Genomic DNA, 18,361 nt, shown 5'->3' with positions numbered 1-18,361 from the left:
TAATGAAAAGCTAACTGTCCTTGACTCATTGAGCAGAATATTATACAATACTCCTTGTGTAAAATATTGCAGCCTATGTGACAGCTTTTATGTTCTCATTTTGTTCCTCCATACAGAGGTGTATCTCGTAACTCTCTGCTGCTAGGGCGAAGGTACATGAAAACAAAATGGTCATAACCGTTTATTCACACGGTTTTTATTTTACCAAAATAAAAACATTTAAAGGAGGAGTCATCCTATGGCTCGTTATACTGGCCCAAGCTGGAAACTATCCCGTCGTTTAGGAATTTCCCTAACAGGTACTGGTAAAGAATTAGAAAAACGCCCTTATGCTCCAGGACAACATGGTCCTAACCAACGTAGAAAAATTTCTGAATATGGAATTCAACTACAAGAGAAACAAAAACTTCGTCACATGTACGGAATCACTGAACGTCAATTCCGCACAATGTTCGACCGCGCTGGCAAACTTAAAGGTGTTCATGGTGAAAACTTCATGGTTCTTCTTGAATCACGTCTTGACAACCTAGTTTACCGTCTTGGTTTAGCTCGTACACGTCGTCAAGCACGTCAACTTGTTAACCACGGTCACATCACTGTAGACGGAAGTCGCGTAGACATCCCTTCTTACAAAGTGTCTCTTGGACAAACAATCTCAGTTCGTGAAAAATCACGTAACTTCTCAATCATTAAAGAATCAGTTGAAGCAACTAACTTCGTACCTGACTTCCTTACTTTTGATGCTGAGAAATTAGAAGGTACTTTCACTCGTTTACCAGAACGTTCTGAATTGCCTGCTGAAATTAACGAAGCTCTTATCGTTGAGTTCTACTCTCGTTAATAACTTCAAAAAAAACCTCATCCTTGGATGGGGTTTTTTTTTGTGCACAGAACTCAACTTCCAGACAAAACAAGGCCCGGCTGAGATTCAGCCGGGCCTTGTTTTCTCATTTCACTAATGTATATTTCTTCTTACCGCGACGAACAAGGATGAACTCTCCTTCAATCTTAACCTCTTCAGCCACGACATATTGCAGATCAGTCACTTTCTCGCCATTGATGGAGATTGCACCATTCTGAATATCTTCACGAGCTTGTCGCTTCGATGGAGAAATCTTCGCTTCAACAATTAAATCAACTAAGCTGATATCTTCCTTACTTTCACGTTCAAAGGTAGGAACATCTTTAAAGCCCAATTTAATTTCGGCCGCACTTAAATTTTTCACCTCACCGCTGAATAGAGCTGCAGAGATTTTGATTGCTTGGTCAAGAGCTTCCTGCCCGTGAATCAAACGTGTCATTTCTTCCCCTAAAGCTTTTTGAGCTTTACGTAAATGCGGTTCAGTCTGCACGGATTGCTCTAACTCTTCAATTACTTCACGTGATAGGAATGTGAAGAATTTCAAGTATTTCACGACATCAGCATCCGCTGTATTAATCCAGAATTGGTAAAATTCATAAGGAGTCGTTTTTTCCGGATCAAGCCAGATTGCTCCGCCTTCCGTTTTACCGAATTTCGTTCCGTCCGCTTTCGTCACGAGCGGAATCGTCATGCCGAACGCTTTTGCTTCCTCGTCATGCGATTTACGAATCATTTCAAGACCAGTCGTAATATTGCCCCACTGATCACTCCCGCCAATTTGCAACTTACAGTCATGATTATCGTATAAATGACCAAAGTCGATCCCTTGTAAAATTGTATACGCGAATTCCGTAAAAGAAATCCCTGTTTCCAAACGGGAAGCAACCGTGTCTTTTGCCAACATGTAGTTAATGCCGATGTATTTCCCGTAATCACGCAAGAACGTAACCATGTCGATTTTACCTATCCAGTCATAGTTATTGACCATAACTGCGCCATTTTCACCTTCGAAGTCAAAGATATGGGATAGCTGCCCTTTAATACAGTCGGCATTATAAAGCACTTTTTCCAACGTTTGCAGCTGGCGTTCTTCTTTTTTACCGCTTGGATCACCGATAAGTCCAGTAGCCCCTCCTACAAGTACAAGGGGACGATGACCGTGCTGTTGGAAACGGCGCATTGTTAAGAATGGCAATAGATGTCCGATGTGCATACTATCCGCGGTTGGATCTACCCCACAGTATAAAGAAATTTTTTCTTTTTCTAAAAGGTCCTTAAAACCCTCTTCATCCGTTTGTTGATAAATAATCCCTCTCCACTCGAGTTCCTTTAGCAATTCCATTTTATAATTCCTCCTTCAAATCCGAAAATATCCCGCAAAAAGCATACAAAAACGCCCCTTCATATAAATATGAAGGGACGAATAAATTCGCGGTACCACCCAACTTGAGGACATAAAGCGTCCTCCGCTCGAGACGAATAACGGTCGTCAACCGTTTCCTGCTACTAATCATTCACAGCAAATGCTCAAGGAAGTAATTCATCTCACTATATGTACCGATTTCCACTGACCACCGGCTCTCTAAAACAGGGATAGTTTGACTACTGGGTCCTATCATCGCGCTTTTTTAATAAATTTTATTGTTAATAAGTTTTTATCATACATAACATTCATTGTCAACATCACCCTTACAGATTCTAGAAAAATATGAAAGTTCGCCTTTCCCTTCCGTGTTATATGCTATAATATATGTGATTTCAGGGGGTATGATACATGAATAATAATCAAAAAGATAGATTTCAAACAGCATGGAAACAGCTAACCCGTTTTTTTCAAAATGAAAAAACACAAAAAAATGCAAGGGTTACATACCAAGTCATTTGGAACCTAACGTTGATCCTCATTATTGTTGGGGTTCTAGGATTCTCATTCGCCGGCGGCGTTGGAGCCGGCTATTTCGCTGCCCTCGTCAATAATGAGCCGGTACGCTCAAAGGATGATTTAAAAAAGGACATTTACAATTATGAAGAGACCTCTGAGGTATACTTTGCGGATAAAGTATACTTGGGCAAGCTCAAGAGTGACCTTGATCGTGAAGAAGTGTCCATCGATAAAGTTTCCGACCATCTTAAAAATGCAGTCATCGCTACAGAAGATGAGTATTTTTATGAACATAACGGAGTTGTTCCGAAGGCTATCCTGCGTGCAGTTTATCAGGAATTTACGAATGCATCCGTTCAATCAGGTGGAAGTACTTTAACACAACAGCTCATAAAAAACCAAGTCTTAACGAACGAAGTATCATTTGAACGGAAAGCAAAAGAAATTTTACTTGCGCTCCGGGTCGAGAAGTTCTTTGAAAAAGAAGAGATTTTAGAAACCTACCTAAACGTCTCCACTTTGGGACGAAACTCTTCCGGACAGAATATTGCTGGTGTCCAGTCGGCTGCCGAAGGTATTTTCGGAGTGGAAGCTAAAGATCTATCTTTACCCCAATCTGCCTTTATTGCAGGATTACCGCAAAGTCCTTTTGGGTATACTCCATATACCCAGCAAGGGAAGCTTAAAGATAATCTAGAGCCCGGAATTAACCGGATGAAAACCGTATTAAAACGAATGTATAGCAATGAATACATAACAAAAGAACAATATGATAAAGCAATCGCATACGACATAACAAAAGACTTTATCGGTAAAAAGGCGTTGCCCTCTGAGAAATATCCATGGCTCACCTATGAAATAGAAAAACGTTCCATTGAAATTTTGTCACTTAGCTTAGCAAAAGAAGATGGATATGAAGAAAAAGATTTAGAGAACGATGATTTAAAAAAGCAATATTTAGCACTAGCTGATCGTAAACTGCGTCAAAACGGCTATAAAATTTATACGACAATCAATAAAAAGATCTATGACCGAATGCAAGAAGTAACTAAAAACTATCCAAATTTCGGATATGATAAAACCGAACAGGTCATCGATCCGGATACGAAAGAAATGAAAACTGTAAAAGAGCCCGTTGAGGCGGGAGCTATCCTTATTGAAAATAAAACAGGGAAAATCATCAGTTTTGTCGGTGGACGTGACTTTAAACGGGAACAAACAAACCATGCAACATCATCACTACGGTCAAATGGTTCAACGATGAAACCGCTATTGGTATACGGTCCAGGCATTGAGCTAGGAAAGATTTCACCTGGGAGTGTAACAGCCAACGTACCAATTACCATTCCAGGCAATACGCCGTGGCGGCCGGGAAACTATGGCGGCGGAAGCCTCACCGGCTTAACGACAGCTCGGGAAGCGTTAAAGAATTCGTATAATATTCCAGCTGCCCTATTTTACATGAAAATCATCAACCAAAATCCGGTTTCCTATTTGGAAAAAATGGGCTTTACATCTTTAACAAAAGGGGATTACTCAAATCGTGCCATGTCATTAGGTGCCTTGGACAAAGGTGTAACCGTTGAAGAAAATGTCAATGCGTTTGGCACATTTGCCAATTCAGGGGAATTCGTTGATGCTTATATGATTGACAAAATCGTATCAAAAGATGATGAGGTCATCTATGAACACAAAGCAAAACCAGTAAAAGTATTTTCACCGCAAACTGCTTATTTAACGCTTGATATGATGCGGGATGTCGTAAACAGCGGTACTGCAGCTTCGGTCAGGAACCGACTTGCTTTCTCCAGTGACTGGGCAGGTAAAACCGGGACTGGACAAAACTATTGGGATGCTTGGTTTGTCGCCACTAATCCAAATGTAACGTTCGGTACATGGATGGGTTATGACACACCGAAGTCTTTAAAAGGGACCTATAATGGTCTTGAATATAATAAACGTAATATCTATTATTGGGCAGATTTGATAAATGCCGCATACAAAGTCGATTCAAAACTCGTCGACCCTGATAAGCGGTTTGAGATGCCCGGCGGAATTGTCAGTCGTTCCTTCTGTGGCGTTTCAGGCCTTCTGCCTTCAAGTTCATGTCAAAAGGCTGGACTTGTCAAGTCTGATTTATTCATCGCCAAATATGCCCCATCTAGAGCAGATAATAGTTTCATAGATGGACAATATGTATCAGTCGGCAGCAAACGATACGCGGCTCTTCCACAAACACCGAGCGAATTCACAAGCGGTGGGTTCATGCTGAATCCTGCGTCCTTTGAAGATATCGGATTGAAATATGTGGATGATCCCGGATCCTTAATTCCCGGAGGAGAAAAATGGGGCAATGTCGTCGGGACGAAAGCGACACTTAATGATAATGGAAAAGCGCCTAATGCCCTTTCTATCACTGTAAGTAACAATAAGATTTCATGGGGGCTTCACCCTGAAGGAGATGTCGTCGGCTATCGCGTCTACAAAAATGGTAGAAAAGTGGCGAGCATTAATTCTGGGGGTAATCTTGTTTACACTGCCGGATCAGGTGGATCTTATTACGTAACAGCTGTAGACATAGTCGGCAAAGAATCAGCACCTTCGCAACACGTTGAAATTGGCGCTAAAAAGACAAGTGCAAAAGCGGAAGATAAAGATAAAGATAAAGACAACAAATCAAAGGATTCCACTAAGAATAAAGATAATATCGCAAATGAAAAAACAGATACCGAAGAGAAAAAACCAGACTCAAAAGAAGAGAACGTTACTGCAGAAAAAGACAAAGATACAAACAACACAGATAAAGAAGATACAGGAAAAGATACAAATATAGACAAAGAAACAGACCAAAATAAAGACCAAAATACAGACCAAAACAAAGACACAGATAAAGCTGAAGAAGAGGAAGAAGAATAACACGCTTCTTGAAGTAACTTAGCAGGCTGCGGGGAAACGACCCGACAGCCTGTTTTTTTATAGATTTATTATTTCCTATGCTATTTAACTTGATTAGCATAGGACCCTTAAACTTTAAACACAAAAGGCATCCATGCCAATGAACATGGATGCCTTTTTTCTACTATTCTTGATTCCAGATAACTCGGCTTTTTAATCTTCCATTGATGATAAATCACCAGTTGGAAGATCAAGTTCCCAAGCTTTCAAGACCCGGCGCATGATTTTACCGCTTCGTGTTTTCGGAAGTTTATCTCGGAATTCAATTTCACGTGGTGCGGCATGTGCTGCGAGACCTAGCTTAACAAATTGACGAATTTCTTCAATTAATTCATCGTTGGCTTCGTATCCGTCACGAAGGGCAATAAACGCTTTAATAATTTCGCCCCGGACTGGATCTGGCTTCCCGATAACCCCTGCTTCAGCAACGGCTGGATGCTCAACCAACTTGCTTTCCACTTCGAAAGGACCTACTCTTTCCCCGGCTGTCATGATGACATCATCTACGCGGCCTTGGAACCAGAAATATCCTTCTTCATCCATATAAGCGGAATCCCCAGAAACATACCAATCGCCTGGCATAAAGTAAGATTCATATTTTGACTCATTATTCCAGACAGTCTTCATCATTGAAGGCCAGCCTTTTTTAATAGCAAGGTTCCCCATTCTGTGCGGAGGAAGCTCTTTACCTTGATTATCCACTATTGCCGCTTCCACACCCGGGATCGGTTTCCCCATCGAACCCGGTTTGATTTCCAGGCAAGGATAATTACAGATGAGTTGAGCACCTGTTTCCGTCATCCACCATGTGTCATGGATGCGGTGATTGAATACTTTCATCCCCCAGCGGACCACTTCCGGATTCAACGGTTCACCGACACTTAAGACATGGCGGAGAGAACTTAAATCGAATTGTTTAACGATTTCGTCTCCTGCACCCATCAGCATCCTGAACGCAGTCGGTGCACTATACCAGACCGTAACACCAAAGTCTTGCAGAGTTTTGTACCAAGATTCAGGCTTAAATCGACCACCTACGATGACATTCGATGTACCTGTCAGCCATGGACCAAAGATACCGTAAGACGTCCCTGTCACCCATCCAGGATCCGCTGTGCACCAATACACATCTTCTTCCTGTAAATCAAGGACCCATTTTGCCGTTTGATAATGCTGAACCATCGCATTATGTACGTGGAGCACACCTTTGGGCTTCCCTGTCGAACCGGATGTATAGTGAAGAATCAGTCCATCAGCGCGGTCCACCCATTCAATCTCAAATTTTTTGTCCGCTTCTTTTAGTTTTTTATTAAAGTGATAATATTTTCCTTCTTCTTTGATATTTTCCCCCACTAAAAAAATATGCTTCAAATGGGGCAATTCATCCACCGGGACACGAGGCAAAAGCTCAGGAGTCGTTACTATCACACTTGCCTCGCTATCTTCCAGACGATCTCTTACGGCGCCCTCCATGAAAGCTTCGAACAACGGACCGACTACTGCTCCAGTTTTAATGGCACCTAGTAATGCAAAATAAAGTTCCGGGGAGCGAGGCATGAAAATGAAAACACGATCACCCTTTTCCACCTTGGCAATGTTCTTGAACACATTGGCCGCTTGGTTTGAATAATCTTTCATTTCCTTAAATGTGTACTTTTCATTTCTTTTTTCATCTTTGTAATAAAGGGCGACCTTGTTTTTTCTGTATGTTTCAACATGGCGGTCAATGGCTTCATATGCGAGATTCACTTTACCTGTTTCAGACCAGGAGAATTCCTTTTCCGCTTCAGACCAGTCAAACGTCTTGTATTTTTCATCGTAATTCTTTAAATTAAAATTACCCTCAACTACTGGCGGCGCTTTCACATTCATACGACATACTCCCCCTTTTTTCAGCTTTATATTTTGTATTATAGTATAAAAATCTAATTTTCTCAATTTTTAAAATACTTATTTTTTCCATATTAGGGTAAATTCATTCGCTATAAATTTTGAAAACTTAAGGCGAATATTGCTAAAGGGTGATTACGAATTGATATCCGGAACATAAAGCCATGTTGTAACAAAAGATTCAAATATGTCTCGAACTTTCAGAATTATCTCACTTGTTTTTTATGTATAATTTATGTAAACTTTCCATTTGGTTAGTTTTCAAGCATAATGAATCTTATACTTTGGGATATAAGTATAAAAGATAACTATTTTACAAGGTTGGTGAAAGAATGGAATATAGTAAGACCTATTACGCTAAGGAATTGCAGACATTAAGCGGCACACTTATCATTGAAGGCCCGCTTAATGGACAAAAAATGGCATCCTATGAGTTTCACGAAGACTTAGTCGCCTTTCGCCCACCTGCTCTGCAGCATAAAGCGTTAATCGAGATCGCAGACTTGCCTGAGGGCAGAATCTTTATAGCGCGTGAAAATCAGACCATCGTTGGTTATGTAACTTATTTATATCCCGACCCCTTGGAACGCTGGTCAGAAATCAAGATGGATGACCTGATTGAGCTTGGTGCAATCGAGGTCATCCCTAAATATCGGGGTGCCTCCGTCGGGAAGAACTTAATCCGTCTCTCCATGGAAGACGATTCGGTAGAAGACTTTATCATCATCACAACTGAATACTATTGGCATTGGGATTTGAAAGGGACAGGATTGAATATTTGGGACTATCGCAAAATCATGGAAAAAATGATGAGTGCCGGCGACTTGGTCTACTTTGCAACAGATGACCCGGAAATCAGTTCCCATCCAGCCAACTGCCTGATGGCGCGTATTGGAAAAAGAGTGCCGCCTGAATCTATCCAGAAGTTTGACCAACTACGTTTTATGAATCGATTTATGTATTAAAAAGGTGAGTAAAGAGGAGGAACAAATATGATTGTTGAAAAAATAATGAATGAAGATATTATTTCTCTCACTCCAACAGATACAATCCATAACGCTGTCTTAATCATTAAGGAAAAACGAATTCGCCATATTCCCATTGTCGATGACAACTTTCAACTTGTGGGATTAGTCAGTGACCGTGATATACGGGATGCTGCTCCTTCGATTTTCCGCACCTCAGAATACAAAAATGATTTACAAAAACCACTAGCCAGCATCATGAAAACAGATATAATCACAGGGCATCCGCTAGATTTTGTTGAAGAAATCGGGGCTGTATTTTGTGAAAACAATATCAGCTGCTTGCCAATCGTGAAAGAAAAAAAGTTAGTAGGCATTATAACCGGTTCTGATTTGCTTCATTCTTACGTTGAATTAACAGGGGTTAATCAGCCCGGTTCCCAAATTGAAATTAAAATTCCGAATAAAGCAGGGGCGCTTTACGATATTGCCCTCATTTTCAAAAAGCGCAATTTGAATATCCTGAGTACTCTTGTTTATCCGGAAAAAACTGAAATTGATTATAAGATTCTTGTAATCCGTGTACAGACAATGAATCCATTTATGGTGGTGGAGGATTTAAAGAAAGAAGGCTATACCGTTTTATGGCCTAGTCTACCGGGGATTTCTCATGACTGATAAATCACTGTTTGTCTATTCCGATGAACTCCTTACCTATAAATTCAGCGACGAGCATCCTTTTAATCAAAAGCGGCTTAAGCTCACGCTAGATTTGTTAAAAAAACACCATGCCATTAGTGATGATCAAATTATAAAACCTAGACTTGCTACCGATGAAGAATTAGAACTGATTCACGACCACCATTATGTAAACGCTGTCAGATTGGCGGGCGAGGGAAAACTTCCTCTTGAAAAAGCCGTAAATTATGGATTAGGAACAGAAGATACTCCAATTTTTCCTAATATGCATGAAGCAAGTGCCTTACTAGTAGGTGGAACCTTAACGGCCGTGGATGCGGTTATGACCGGTCAGTCTCTGCATGCCCTGAATCTTGGTGGGGGGCTGCATCATGGTTTTCGCGGCAAAGCTTCGGGCTTTTGTATTTATAATGATAGTTCGGTCGCGATTAAATACTTACAAAAAAAATATGGCGCACGTGTCTTATATGTCGATACGGATGCCCATCATGGTGACGGCGTACAATGGTCGTTTTATGATGACCCAGAAGTCTGCACCCTATCCATTCATGAAACAGGACGTTATTTGTTTCCCGGCACTGGCAATATTAACGAACGAGGGCAAGGAAAGGGCTACGGCTATTCATTCAATATTCCCGTCGATGCGTTCACGGAAGATGACTCCTGGCTCGAATGCTACACAGCTTCCTTTAAAGAAGTGGTTGAATTCTTCAAACCGGATGTCATCTTAACACAAAATGGTGCCGATTCTCATTATTATGATCCACTCACCCACCTATCTGCCACAATGAAGATTTACAGGGAAATACCAAAATTGGCTCACGAATTGGCCCATCAGTATTGTGAAGGCCGCTGGATTGCAGTTGGCGGCGGAGGGTATGATATCTGGCGTGTCGTTCCGCGTGCCTGGTCGAGGGTCTGGCTTGAGATGACGAATAATGATATATCTGGCCCCCTATCGAAAGAATGGCTTAATACATGGCAGCCTGAGTCCCCTGTGACGCTCCCAAATGAGTGGGATGATATGGAGGACATATACGAACCGATTCCAAGGAAACCAGAAATTACCGAGAAGAATGCCCAAACGCTCGAAAAGGCTCTTTATCCCATCCGAACTTCCAAACAAACATCAACAAGTAATGATAAAAGCTGACTAAAAAGGTCGTTGAAAAACGATCTTTTTTTCGTCAAGACCCTTCATATAGTTTTCAAAACTAAAAGAGAGTGCCCTAAGGACACTCTCTAACCAGCTTATTTCGTTGATTGCCGCTCTTCAATTCGATGTGGTAAGATCACTTTTTCATGACCCTCCTCCACTTGTTCTTTATTCATCAATTTTGTCAGAAGCCTCATTGCAACCGCTCCGATATCGTATAAAGGCTGAACAATCGTCGTAATTTGCGGGCGAACCATTAAGGTCAATCGGGTGTTATCAAAACTGATCACTTCAAAGTCTTCCGGTACATTATAGCCTTTGTCCTGAGCAGCATGGACAATTCCTAGAGCCATTTCATCAGCGCCGACAATGAACGCCGTCGGTTTCTTTTCAGCTTCCAGAAACTTATCAAAAGACTCAATCCCTGAATCATATGTATAATCGCCATCAACAATATAACTCTCATCGAATGAAAGCCCCGCTTCTTTCAACCCTCGTTTATAACCAGCTAATTTCTTTTCATTAATTAGCGCGGACAAGTTTCCAGTTACAAAAGCAATATGCTCGTGACCCTTTTGGGCGAAGAAGGTAACTGCGTCAAATGCAGCTGCTTCATAGTCAATATTAACGGATGGGACTTGTCCGCTTTCTTCTACCGAACCAGCCAATACGATTGGAACAGGTGAATTTTTAAACTCTCTCACATGTTCATCCGAAATATTTCCACCCATGAATACGATACCATCTACTTGTTTTCCAAGCATCGTATTCAACAAATGAAATTCCTTATCTATATTCTCATCAGAACTGCTTAGAATGATATTGTATTTATACATAGTCGCAATATCTTCTATGCCTCGTGCTAACTCGGCAAAAAAGATACTAGAGATATCTGGGATAATAACCCCTACTGTTGTTGTTTTCTTGCTGGCAAGACCCCTCGCCACTGCATTAGGACGGTATCCTAACCTATCAATCACGTCTGAAACTTTCTTTCTTGTTGCAGGCTTTACATTTGGATTCCCGTTTACTACGCGGGACACAGTGGCCATAGAAACATTCGCTTCGCGTGCCACATCATAAATGGTTATATTATTCATTCATCCATTCCTCCATTTCTTTCATTTTTCCCATAAAAGACTCGAAATATTTGAGAAAAATTCTTTTATACGTTTTTCTTCTATAAGGAAGATTATTTTAGGAACAATCTGACTAACAAAAATGCAGTCCTACTCTTTCTTCTCAGCCATGATTCATAATCTCTACAAGTATAAAATTCACATAGATATCACTTTATGTATGACCCAACCTTCCGAACAGTTCTCATTCTTGTTATTTATCATACGATAGTAGAATCTTTCCTGCAATCCAATAGTGCCTTTTTATAGACTTTTTCTGCAAAAACAAGTATTTTACCATTAAAAATAGCCCTTGCCAAGATGGTAAGGGCCGTAAGTGCATATTTTAAAAACCTTCTAGCTTATACTGTTACCCAGTTCAAACGTTTAATTTCTTCGTAGAATTCATCAAATTGTTTGAAGTCCATTTGCTGTGCAGAGTCTGATAAAGCAACAGACGGATCAGGATGAACTTCTGCCATGACACCATCCGCACCGATAGCAAGAGCTGCTTTAGCTGTTGGAAGCAATAGGTCGCGTCGTCCAGTAGAATGCGTTACGTCAACCATAACCGGTAAGTGAGTTTCTTGTTTTAAAATCGGAACAGCAGAGATATCAAGTGTATTTCTTGTTGCTTTTTCGTAAGTACGGATACCGCGCTCACAAAGGATGATGTTACCATTACCTTGTGACATGATGTATTCCGCTGCATGAATGAACTCCTCTATTGTTGCAGCAAGTCCACGTTTTAAGAGAACAGGTTTATTTACGGCACCTGCAGCTTTTAACAAGTCAAAGTTTTGCATGTTACGTGCTCCGATTTGGATGACATCAATATGTTCAACCGCAGCTTCGATGTCGTTTGCACTTACGATTTCACTGATTACAGCTAAGCCGTATTCATCAGCTACACGCTTAAGAATTTGTAAGCCTTCCAAACCAAGTCCTTGGAAATCGTATGGAGAGGTACGTGGTTTATATGCACCACCGCGCATTAATTTCAAGCCTTTTGCTTTGATGACTTCAGCTACTGCAGCTGTTTGTTCATAAGATTCAACGGCACATGGTCCGAAAACAAAGCTTGGAATTCCGTTCCCAATCAATTCGCCTTTAATGTCGATGATTGTATCTTCCGATTTTTGTTTTCTAGAAACAAGAAGCGTTTTCTTCTGGTCATCTTTTTGAAGTTCCAAGCCTAATTTGAAGATTTCTTTGAAAATATGTTTAATCGATCCAAGATCAAGAGGTCCTTGATGATTAGCTTCGATAAGGTCCAACATTGTTCTTTCACGGACCGGATCGTAACGGTTTACACCTTGTTTTTCTTTTACGCGGCCAATTTCCTGTACAAGTTCAGCACGTTGATTAATAAGATGTAATAACTGAAGGTTCACATCATCCAGTTGATTACGAAGTCCATCAAGCTCTTTGTTGCTCATTACAAATCCATCCCTTCGTTTTTTAAAATTAAAACCGGTTCAGCGATTAAAAGCCCAAATTATCTATTTGAATTTTCACTCATTTGCCCCGATTATTTTATCCAATGAAAAATTTTATAATATTTCATGTATAATTAAATCAATTATAAATGAAGTATCTTTAAATGTCACTACATTTTTCTTTAATAATTAAACGCTTTTAAGCATTAAAGTCATAATTACATAAAAGTAGGTGTTTACCATGTACGAAAAACTGTTTGCTTTAGATATTGGAACACGATCCGTTGTAGGAATTATATTGGAAAAAAAGCAGGAAAGCTATAATATAATAGATATTTTATCTGAAGATCATTCTGAGAGAGCCATGCTCGATGGACAAATTCATGATGTCCTTGCCGTATCCAAAGTCATTACTCATATCAAAAGTCAACTTGAAGAAAAACACGGTTCCTTAAAGAAGGTTTCCGTGGCTGCTGCCGGAAGGGCCTTAAAAACGGAACGGGCGGAAATGGCGATCAATATTGGAGGCAAGCCGATGCTGACACGTGAAGATATCCTTCACCTTGAATTCAGTGCCGTCCAGGAAGCACAGGCTGTTGTTGCCAAACAAACCACTTCCCATTCCATGTATTATTGCGTTGGTTATTCTGTTTTATACTACCGGCTTGATGGACAGGAAATAGGTAGTCTAATTGACCAGAGCGGTGATGAAGCATCTGTTGAGATCATTGCTACCTTTCTTCCGAAGGTTGTCGTAGAATCACTGCTGTCAGCCTTAAAGAGAGCGGATTTGGAAATGCAGGCTCTCACCCTTGAGCCTATAGCAGCTATCAATGTACTCATTCCGTCATCCATGCGGCGCTTAAACGTCGCTTTAGTAGATATTGGAGCCGGGACATCAGATATTGCCCTGACAGATTCAGGGACCGTCATTGCCTATGGGATGGTGCCAATTGCCGGTGATGAAATAACCGAGGCAATCAGTGACTACCTGCTTCTTGATTTCCCATTAGCCGAAAATGCAAAAAGAGAGTTAATCAATCATGATCATATAACAGTTACAGATATCCTCGGTTTTGCCAACGATGTTTCCAGGGAAGATATCATCCATAATATTCATCCCTCACTCGATCGTTTGGCCGAGTCAATCAGTACGGAAATTCTATCTCTGAATAACGCAAAACCGCCAAAAGCAGTTATGCTTGTTGGTGGCGGAAGTCAGACACCAGAGCTTCCCCGCCTTTTGGCTGAAAAATTAGATTTGCCTGAGAACCGAGTTGCTATTCGTGGTATAGAAGCCATCCAAAACCTCGGGATTTCAGATACGATTCAAAAAGGTCCCGAATTGGTTACCCCAATTGGCATAGCCATTGCAGCCGATAAAAACCCGATACAGTATATGAGCGTAACCGTTGACGACCGTCCCATCCGTCTATTCGATATGAAACGGACAAGCCTGGGGGATTGCCTGCTCACGGCCGGTATCCGGATGAGTAAACTGTACGGAAAGCCTGGGATTGCTAAAATTGTACATATCAATGGGCAGCAGATTACGCTTCCAGGAGGACACGGGAAGAAATCTCTTATTACTTTAAATGGGAAAGAAGCCTCCTTAGATGATGAAGTTAAAAATGAAGATGTCATTATAACCAAAAAAGGTGAAGACGGTGAGCCCGCTATTTTACGGATAAGCGATGTGCTTGATGACCACTCCAGTAAAAAAGTTACCCTTAATGGAACAGAACATAGGATTTGGGCCTCTATCACCAGAAATGGAAAAGCGGCGTCTGGCAATGAACTTGTTGAGGACCATGATCAAATAACCTGCGAAATGCCTGGAACAATCCAGGAATTAATTAAGGCGGTTCAACAGCCTGAGCTCCTTACTCGTCTTGAACCTTTTTCCTTTCAGTTAAATGGTAGAGCCATTCGGCTCCCGGCCTTAACAGGAAGAATCACTAAAAATGGTTTAGAATCGAAACTTGCCTACTCTTTTGATGATGGAGATGAAATAGAAATCACAAGACGGACCCAGCCAACATTACTGGATGTTGCTGACGCCCTTAATATTCAGCACACCTTCTCCATCCCTGTTTTTTATGAGGGTAATCAAGTTATCCTCTCTAAGAAACTAGCTGAGTTTCGGCGGAACAACGAACTTCTTGAAGAGAATGATTTCATTCATACAGGAGATTCAATCAGCTTAGTCCGACAAAAACTAGAACCATTTATTTTTCAGGATGTATTCCGCCATGTCGAAATTGACTTGCCCGCTCAAGGAGATAAACGCTTTACCCTTATCAAAAACGATCAAGAAACGACCTTTCATGAAGTAATTTCTCCCGGGGATCATTTAAAAATCCTTTGGCCAACTACTGTATGAATGAAGGCGGAATAAAAAAGCCGGATCCCTCAAGCAAAGGGATCCGGCTTTTCAACTTATTCAGAGATAGCTTTAGTTAGTGAATCGTATGTAATTCTCCAATGAGATTCATTCCAGGCTGGTTTTCCATTTTTAAAAAGAATAACCTGTGGCGATTGATGTTTAATATCAAATGTATCTGCCACATAATTGGATAGAGGACGCGCTTCTTGAACGGCTAAATAGGCCGTTTTTAGTTCCTCGTTCGCTGCCATATACTTTTCATATTGTTCATATGCTTCAGCGCTGACTGGGCATGTTAAACTATGCTTGAAAAGAAGGAACGTCTCCTTATTTAAAAGCTCATTGAATTGTTCTTCTGAATCAATTTTATTTATTGTCATTTTTTGAAGTCTCCTTTCATTATTAGCATAGTTTATCATCAAAAAGACGATGAAGCTATCGTACCGCTTCATCGCCTGATTCTTGACAAACTTCTATGCGCCTTCACCAGTAATATATGAATGAAGATTTGAGTTTAATTTTTTAATTTATTTTCTGTTTCATCAAATGCTTTTTTCGCTTCATCAAGCTTTAATTTTGCCGTATTCTTGTTTCCGCTTGTAGGATCGGCTGGAGCATTTTCTGAATCCGTGTTGTTATCGTTCGTATAATTGGTTTCGACCGATACGATTGGAGCATCTGAAGTTCCAGTTACATCAATATCCTTATTGCTCGAATTTGTAGTATCATCGGCAGCATCACCGTTTTCTTCTTTACCCACTTTTAAACTTTTCACTTTATTAACAATACCAGATGATTTATTAGAAACAATTTCAGTGACAGAGCTTGTTTTTTCTTTGGCAGTATCGGCCAGAGCTGTACCTTTTTCCATTGCCGTTTGTCTTAGTTTTTCTGTTTTCTCTGAAAGATTTCTAGCTTGTTCATTTAAATCACTTCTTAATTCCTTACCTGTTTTCGGAGCCATAAACAGCGCTGTTGCTGCTCCAATCATGCCACCGATTAAGGCGCCAATCATAAAGTCCTTTGAATTGATAGAGTCGCATTCGTCCTCATATGATTTCTGATAGTCCTTTGTCGGAAATTCTTTTTGAGTCATAGTACATTCCCCTCTCAATTTTCAGTTTATTTTTATTTAACTAGATTTTAAGATCTAGAGCGTAAAAACCTTTTTTTAGGTAAGTTATCTGTTTCTAGTGCTTCCCGTTCTAACTCCGCTCTTTCATTTGGAGTCGGGGCAGCCTGCTTATTTCTGGATTTCCATTTGTCCCGAATTTCCAAGGCTACATTACTCCATTGTACAATTTGGGAGATTCGCTCTTGATTATTATCAATCTCCGTCTGCACCTTATGGGAAACCTTTTGGACGGAAGTGTTAAAGCTTGAGATGGATGTGCCGACATCCTTCACAGCATCTACTACTGTGTTCAGATTTTCTGATTTTTGTTGCAAGTCTTCAGCCAACGTATTTGTTTTATGTAATAGCTGGGTAGTTTCGAGCGTTATGCCCTGCATTTGGCTTTCAAGTCCTGTCAGCGTCCGGGCCACGCTGTCCAAGGTAGCTTGAAGTGATGTGAGTACCTTGGTTAAAAAAATAACAAGGACTAAGAAAGCAATCGCTGCAATTGCAGCACTTACGTATAAAATAATCTCCATTGGAACACCTCCGAAAAAAATCGACTATTAAGTAACTGTTAGTTATTAGTTACCCCTTCCCTGTTATTATAAACGTTTTTATTTTTTCAATATACCCTACCAAACCCTAATCTGGAAATATTATTGTCTAAAACCATTTCCTCCATAGGAGTCTATAGATGAACTTATGGCAATAAATCGGGTATGATAGAAAGATAAGTCGAATTTAAACATTGGAGGTATTTTTATGAAAGATCCTAGAATTGAAACATTAGCAAATAACTTAATCAATTATTCCGTGAAGCTTCAAAAAGGTGAAAAAGTCTTAATAGAAAACTTTGGATTGCAGCGTGAACTTGTTAACGCCCTTGTGAATGAAGCCTATGCAGCAGGTGGTTACCCGTTCGTCCTTTTAAAAGACCACAAGGTGGATCGTGCCTTGTTAATGGGTGCTCAAGAAGAACAATACAAGATGATGGGTGAGTTTGAAGCAAACGTAATGAGCCAGATGGATGCTTATATCGGGCTTCGTGCCGGGGATAATATCAATGAGCAGTCCGATGTCCCTGCAGAGAAAATGGCAATTCAGGGACAAACAGTCGGGAAAGTACATAGAAATATCCGCGTACCAAAAACAAAATGGGTCGTACTTCGCTACCCGACAAATTCCATGGCTCAATTAGCCAAAATGAGTACAGAAGCATTCGAAGATTTCTATTTCGAAGTCTGCAACCTCGACTACGGCAAAATGAGCGAAGAAATGGACAACCTTGTTGAATTGATGGATAAAACAGATAAAGTCCGCTTAACAGGTCCCGGAACGGACTTATCCTTCTCCATCAAAGACATTAAAGCCATCAAATGTGCAGGTGAGCTAAACATTCCTGACGGTGAAGTATATACGGCTCCTGTGAAGGATTCAATCAATGGTGTGATTTCATATAATACTCCGTCCCCTTATCAGGGTTTTACTTTTGAAAACGTGAAGTTAACATTCAAGGATGGGAAAATTGTTGAAGCAATTGCGAATGATACTGAACGCATCAACAAAATTTTTGATACAGATGAAGGCGCACGATATGTCGGTGAATTTGCGATTGGTGTAAATCCTTATATTCTACACCCGATGCAAGATATCCTCTTTGATGAAAAAATTGATGGAAGTTTTCATTTTACCCCTGGACAATGCTATGATGATGCCTTTAACGGAAACCATTCAAACATTCACTGGGACCTAGTCAATATCCAGCGCCCTGAGTATGGCGGAGGAGAAATTTATTTTGATGATGTCTTGATTCGTAAGGACGGACGCTTTGTCTTACCTGAACTGGAAAAATTAAATCCAGAAAATTTAAAATAACATTTATAAGTTGTACC

At 40.5% G+C, this 18,361-nt stretch carries 14 protein-coding genes and 1 other annotated feature; of the genes, 7 read left to right on the top strand and 7 right to left on the bottom strand.

Annotated features, from left to right (window positions below; translation table 11 throughout):
- Positions 1-238: 238 nt before the first annotated feature.
- Positions 239-841 (top strand): 30S ribosomal protein S4, encoded by a 603-nt coding sequence (rpsD, locus tag JFU50_RS16750; RefSeq protein WP_053347316.1) that lies wholly within the window; start codon positions 239-241, stop codon positions 839-841.
- A 106-nt stretch (positions 842-947) separates the two neighbouring features.
- On the opposite strand, the gene tyrS is transcribed toward rpsD, so the two are convergent.
- A complete protein-coding gene (gene tyrS, locus JFU50_RS16745; protein WP_201186208.1) occupies positions 948-2,204 on the bottom strand; it encodes a tyrosine--tRNA ligase in 1,257 nt (418 codons plus the stop codon).
- 70 nt (positions 2,205-2,274) lie between these two features.
- Positions 2,275-2,490: a binding site (T-box leader), on the bottom strand.
- 146 nt (positions 2,491-2,636) lie between these two features.
- Between tyrS and JFU50_RS16740 the strand changes: the two genes are divergently transcribed.
- Positions 2,637-5,660, top strand: a complete 3,024-nt coding sequence (locus JFU50_RS16740; RefSeq protein WP_201223383.1) for a transglycosylase domain-containing protein — start codon at positions 2,637-2,639, stop codon at positions 5,658-5,660.
- 192 nt (positions 5,661-5,852) lie between these two features.
- On the opposite strand, the gene acsA is transcribed toward JFU50_RS16740, so the two are convergent.
- Entirely contained in the window at positions 5,853-7,571 is a 1,719-nt protein-coding gene (gene acsA / locus JFU50_RS16735; RefSeq protein WP_201223381.1) for an acetate--CoA ligase, read from the bottom strand.
- Positions 7,572-7,921: 350 nt separating this feature from the next.
- On the opposite strand from acsA, the gene JFU50_RS16730 reads away from it, so the two are divergent.
- From JFU50_RS16730 to JFU50_RS16720, 3 genes are read left to right on the top strand one after another with little or no spacing between them, the layout of a single operon-like run.
- Entirely contained in the window at positions 7,922-8,554 is a 633-nt protein-coding gene (locus JFU50_RS16730; protein WP_201186210.1) for a GNAT family N-acetyltransferase, read from the top strand.
- A 27-nt stretch (positions 8,555-8,581) separates the two neighbouring features.
- Positions 8,582-9,232 carry an acetoin utilization AcuB family protein gene (locus JFU50_RS16725; RefSeq protein ID WP_201186211.1) on the top strand — a complete coding sequence of 217 codons (651 nt, stop codon included), beginning with the start codon at positions 8,582-8,584 and terminating at the stop codon, positions 9,230-9,232.
- The gene (locus JFU50_RS16720) at positions 9,225-10,406 is read left to right on the top strand and encodes an acetoin utilization protein AcuC (RefSeq protein WP_201223379.1); all 1,182 of its coding nucleotides are present in this window, start codon (positions 9,225-9,227) and stop codon (positions 10,404-10,406) included. The genes JFU50_RS16725 and JFU50_RS16720 overlap by 8 nt, the downstream gene beginning before the upstream one ends.
- Before the next feature lie 98 nt (positions 10,407-10,504).
- Here JFU50_RS16720 and ccpA read toward each other — a convergent pair whose 3' ends face one another.
- Together ccpA and JFU50_RS16710 are read right to left on the bottom strand one after the other, a co-directional pair.
- Positions 10,505-11,509, bottom strand: a complete 1,005-nt coding sequence (ccpA, locus tag JFU50_RS16715) for a catabolite control protein A (RefSeq protein WP_056529426.1) — start codon at positions 11,507-11,509, stop codon at positions 10,505-10,507.
- 380 nt (positions 11,510-11,889) lie between these two features.
- The gene (locus JFU50_RS16710) at positions 11,890-12,966 is read right to left on the bottom strand and encodes a bifunctional 3-deoxy-7-phosphoheptulonate synthase/chorismate mutase (protein WP_053347323.1); all 1,077 of its coding nucleotides are present in this window, start codon (positions 12,964-12,966) and stop codon (positions 11,890-11,892) included.
- A 241-nt stretch (positions 12,967-13,207) separates the two neighbouring features.
- Here JFU50_RS16710 and JFU50_RS16705 point away from each other — a divergent pair, with 241 nt between their 5' ends.
- The gene (locus JFU50_RS16705; protein ID WP_201223377.1) at positions 13,208-15,349 is read left to right on the top strand and encodes a cell division protein FtsA; all 2,142 of its coding nucleotides are present in this window, start codon (positions 13,208-13,210) and stop codon (positions 15,347-15,349) included.
- 56 nt (positions 15,350-15,405) lie between these two features.
- Here JFU50_RS16705 and ytxJ read toward each other — a convergent pair whose 3' ends face one another.
- The 3 genes from ytxJ to JFU50_RS16690 form a co-directional block, all read right to left on the bottom strand.
- Entirely contained in the window at positions 15,406-15,732 is a 327-nt protein-coding gene (gene ytxJ, locus JFU50_RS16700) for a bacillithiol system redox-active protein YtxJ (protein ID WP_201223375.1), read from the bottom strand.
- Positions 15,733-15,866: 134 nt separating this feature from the next.
- Entirely contained in the window at positions 15,867-16,448 is a 582-nt protein-coding gene (locus JFU50_RS16695) for a YtxH domain-containing protein (protein WP_201186215.1), read from the bottom strand.
- 47 nt (positions 16,449-16,495) lie between these two features.
- Positions 16,496-17,005: a DUF948 domain-containing protein gene (locus JFU50_RS16690; protein ID WP_053347327.1), complete on the bottom strand. Its 510-nt coding sequence runs from the start codon at positions 17,003-17,005 to the stop codon at positions 16,496-16,498.
- A 226-nt stretch (positions 17,006-17,231) separates the two neighbouring features.
- On the opposite strand from JFU50_RS16690, the gene JFU50_RS16685 reads away from it, so the two are divergent.
- Entirely contained in the window at positions 17,232-18,344 is a 1,113-nt protein-coding gene (locus JFU50_RS16685) for an aminopeptidase (protein WP_201223373.1), read from the top strand.
- The last annotated feature ends 17 nt before the right edge of the window (positions 18,345-18,361 follow it).

It is taken from the genome of Peribacillus sp. TH14, assembly GCF_016651145.1.
GTDB lineage: Bacteria > Bacillota > Bacilli > Bacillales > DSM-1321 > Peribacillus > Peribacillus butanolivorans.
This window is presented reverse-complemented; position numbering and strand designations above follow the sequence as displayed.

Excerpts from the sequence above, each read along its gene's own strand:
- tyrS (WP_201186208.1), bottom strand. The coding sequence starts at position 2,204 with ATGGAATTGCTAAAGGAACTCGAGTGGAGAGGGATTATTTATCAACAA.
- JFU50_RS16730 (WP_201186210.1), top strand. The coding sequence starts at position 7,922 with ATGGAATATAGTAAGACCTATTACGCTAAGGAATTGCAGACATTAAGC.
- JFU50_RS16740 (WP_201223383.1), top strand. The coding sequence starts at position 2,637 with ATGAATAATAATCAAAAAGATAGATTTCAAACAGCATGGAAACAGCTA.
- JFU50_RS16690 (WP_053347327.1), bottom strand. The coding sequence starts at position 17,005 with ATGGAGATTATTTTATACGTAAGTGCTGCAATTGCAGCGATTGCTTTC.
- rpsD (WP_053347316.1), top strand. The coding sequence starts at position 239 with ATGGCTCGTTATACTGGCCCAAGCTGGAAACTATCCCGTCGTTTAGGA.
- JFU50_RS16685 (WP_201223373.1), top strand. The coding sequence starts at position 17,232 with ATGAAAGATCCTAGAATTGAAACATTAGCAAATAACTTAATCAATTAT.
- JFU50_RS16720 (WP_201223379.1), top strand. The coding sequence starts at position 9,225 with ATGACTGATAAATCACTGTTTGTCTATTCCGATGAACTCCTTACCTAT.
- JFU50_RS16705 (WP_201223377.1), top strand. The coding sequence starts at position 13,208 with ATGTACGAAAAACTGTTTGCTTTAGATATTGGAACACGATCCGTTGTA.
- acsA (WP_201223381.1), bottom strand. The coding sequence starts at position 7,571 with ATGAATGTGAAAGCGCCGCCAGTAGTTGAGGGTAATTTTAATTTAAAG.
- JFU50_RS16710 (WP_053347323.1), bottom strand. The coding sequence starts at position 12,966 with ATGAGCAACAAAGAGCTTGATGGACTTCGTAATCAACTGGATGATGTG.
- ccpA (WP_056529426.1), bottom strand. The coding sequence starts at position 11,509 with ATGAATAATATAACCATTTATGATGTGGCACGCGAAGCGAATGTTTCT.
- JFU50_RS16695 (WP_201186215.1), bottom strand. The coding sequence starts at position 16,448 with ATGACTCAAAAAGAATTTCCGACAAAGGACTATCAGAAATCATATGAG.
- ytxJ (WP_201223375.1), bottom strand. The coding sequence starts at position 15,732 with ATGACAATAAATAAAATTGATTCAGAAGAACAATTCAATGAGCTTTTA.
- JFU50_RS16725 (WP_201186211.1), top strand. The coding sequence starts at position 8,582 with ATGATTGTTGAAAAAATAATGAATGAAGATATTATTTCTCTCACTCCA.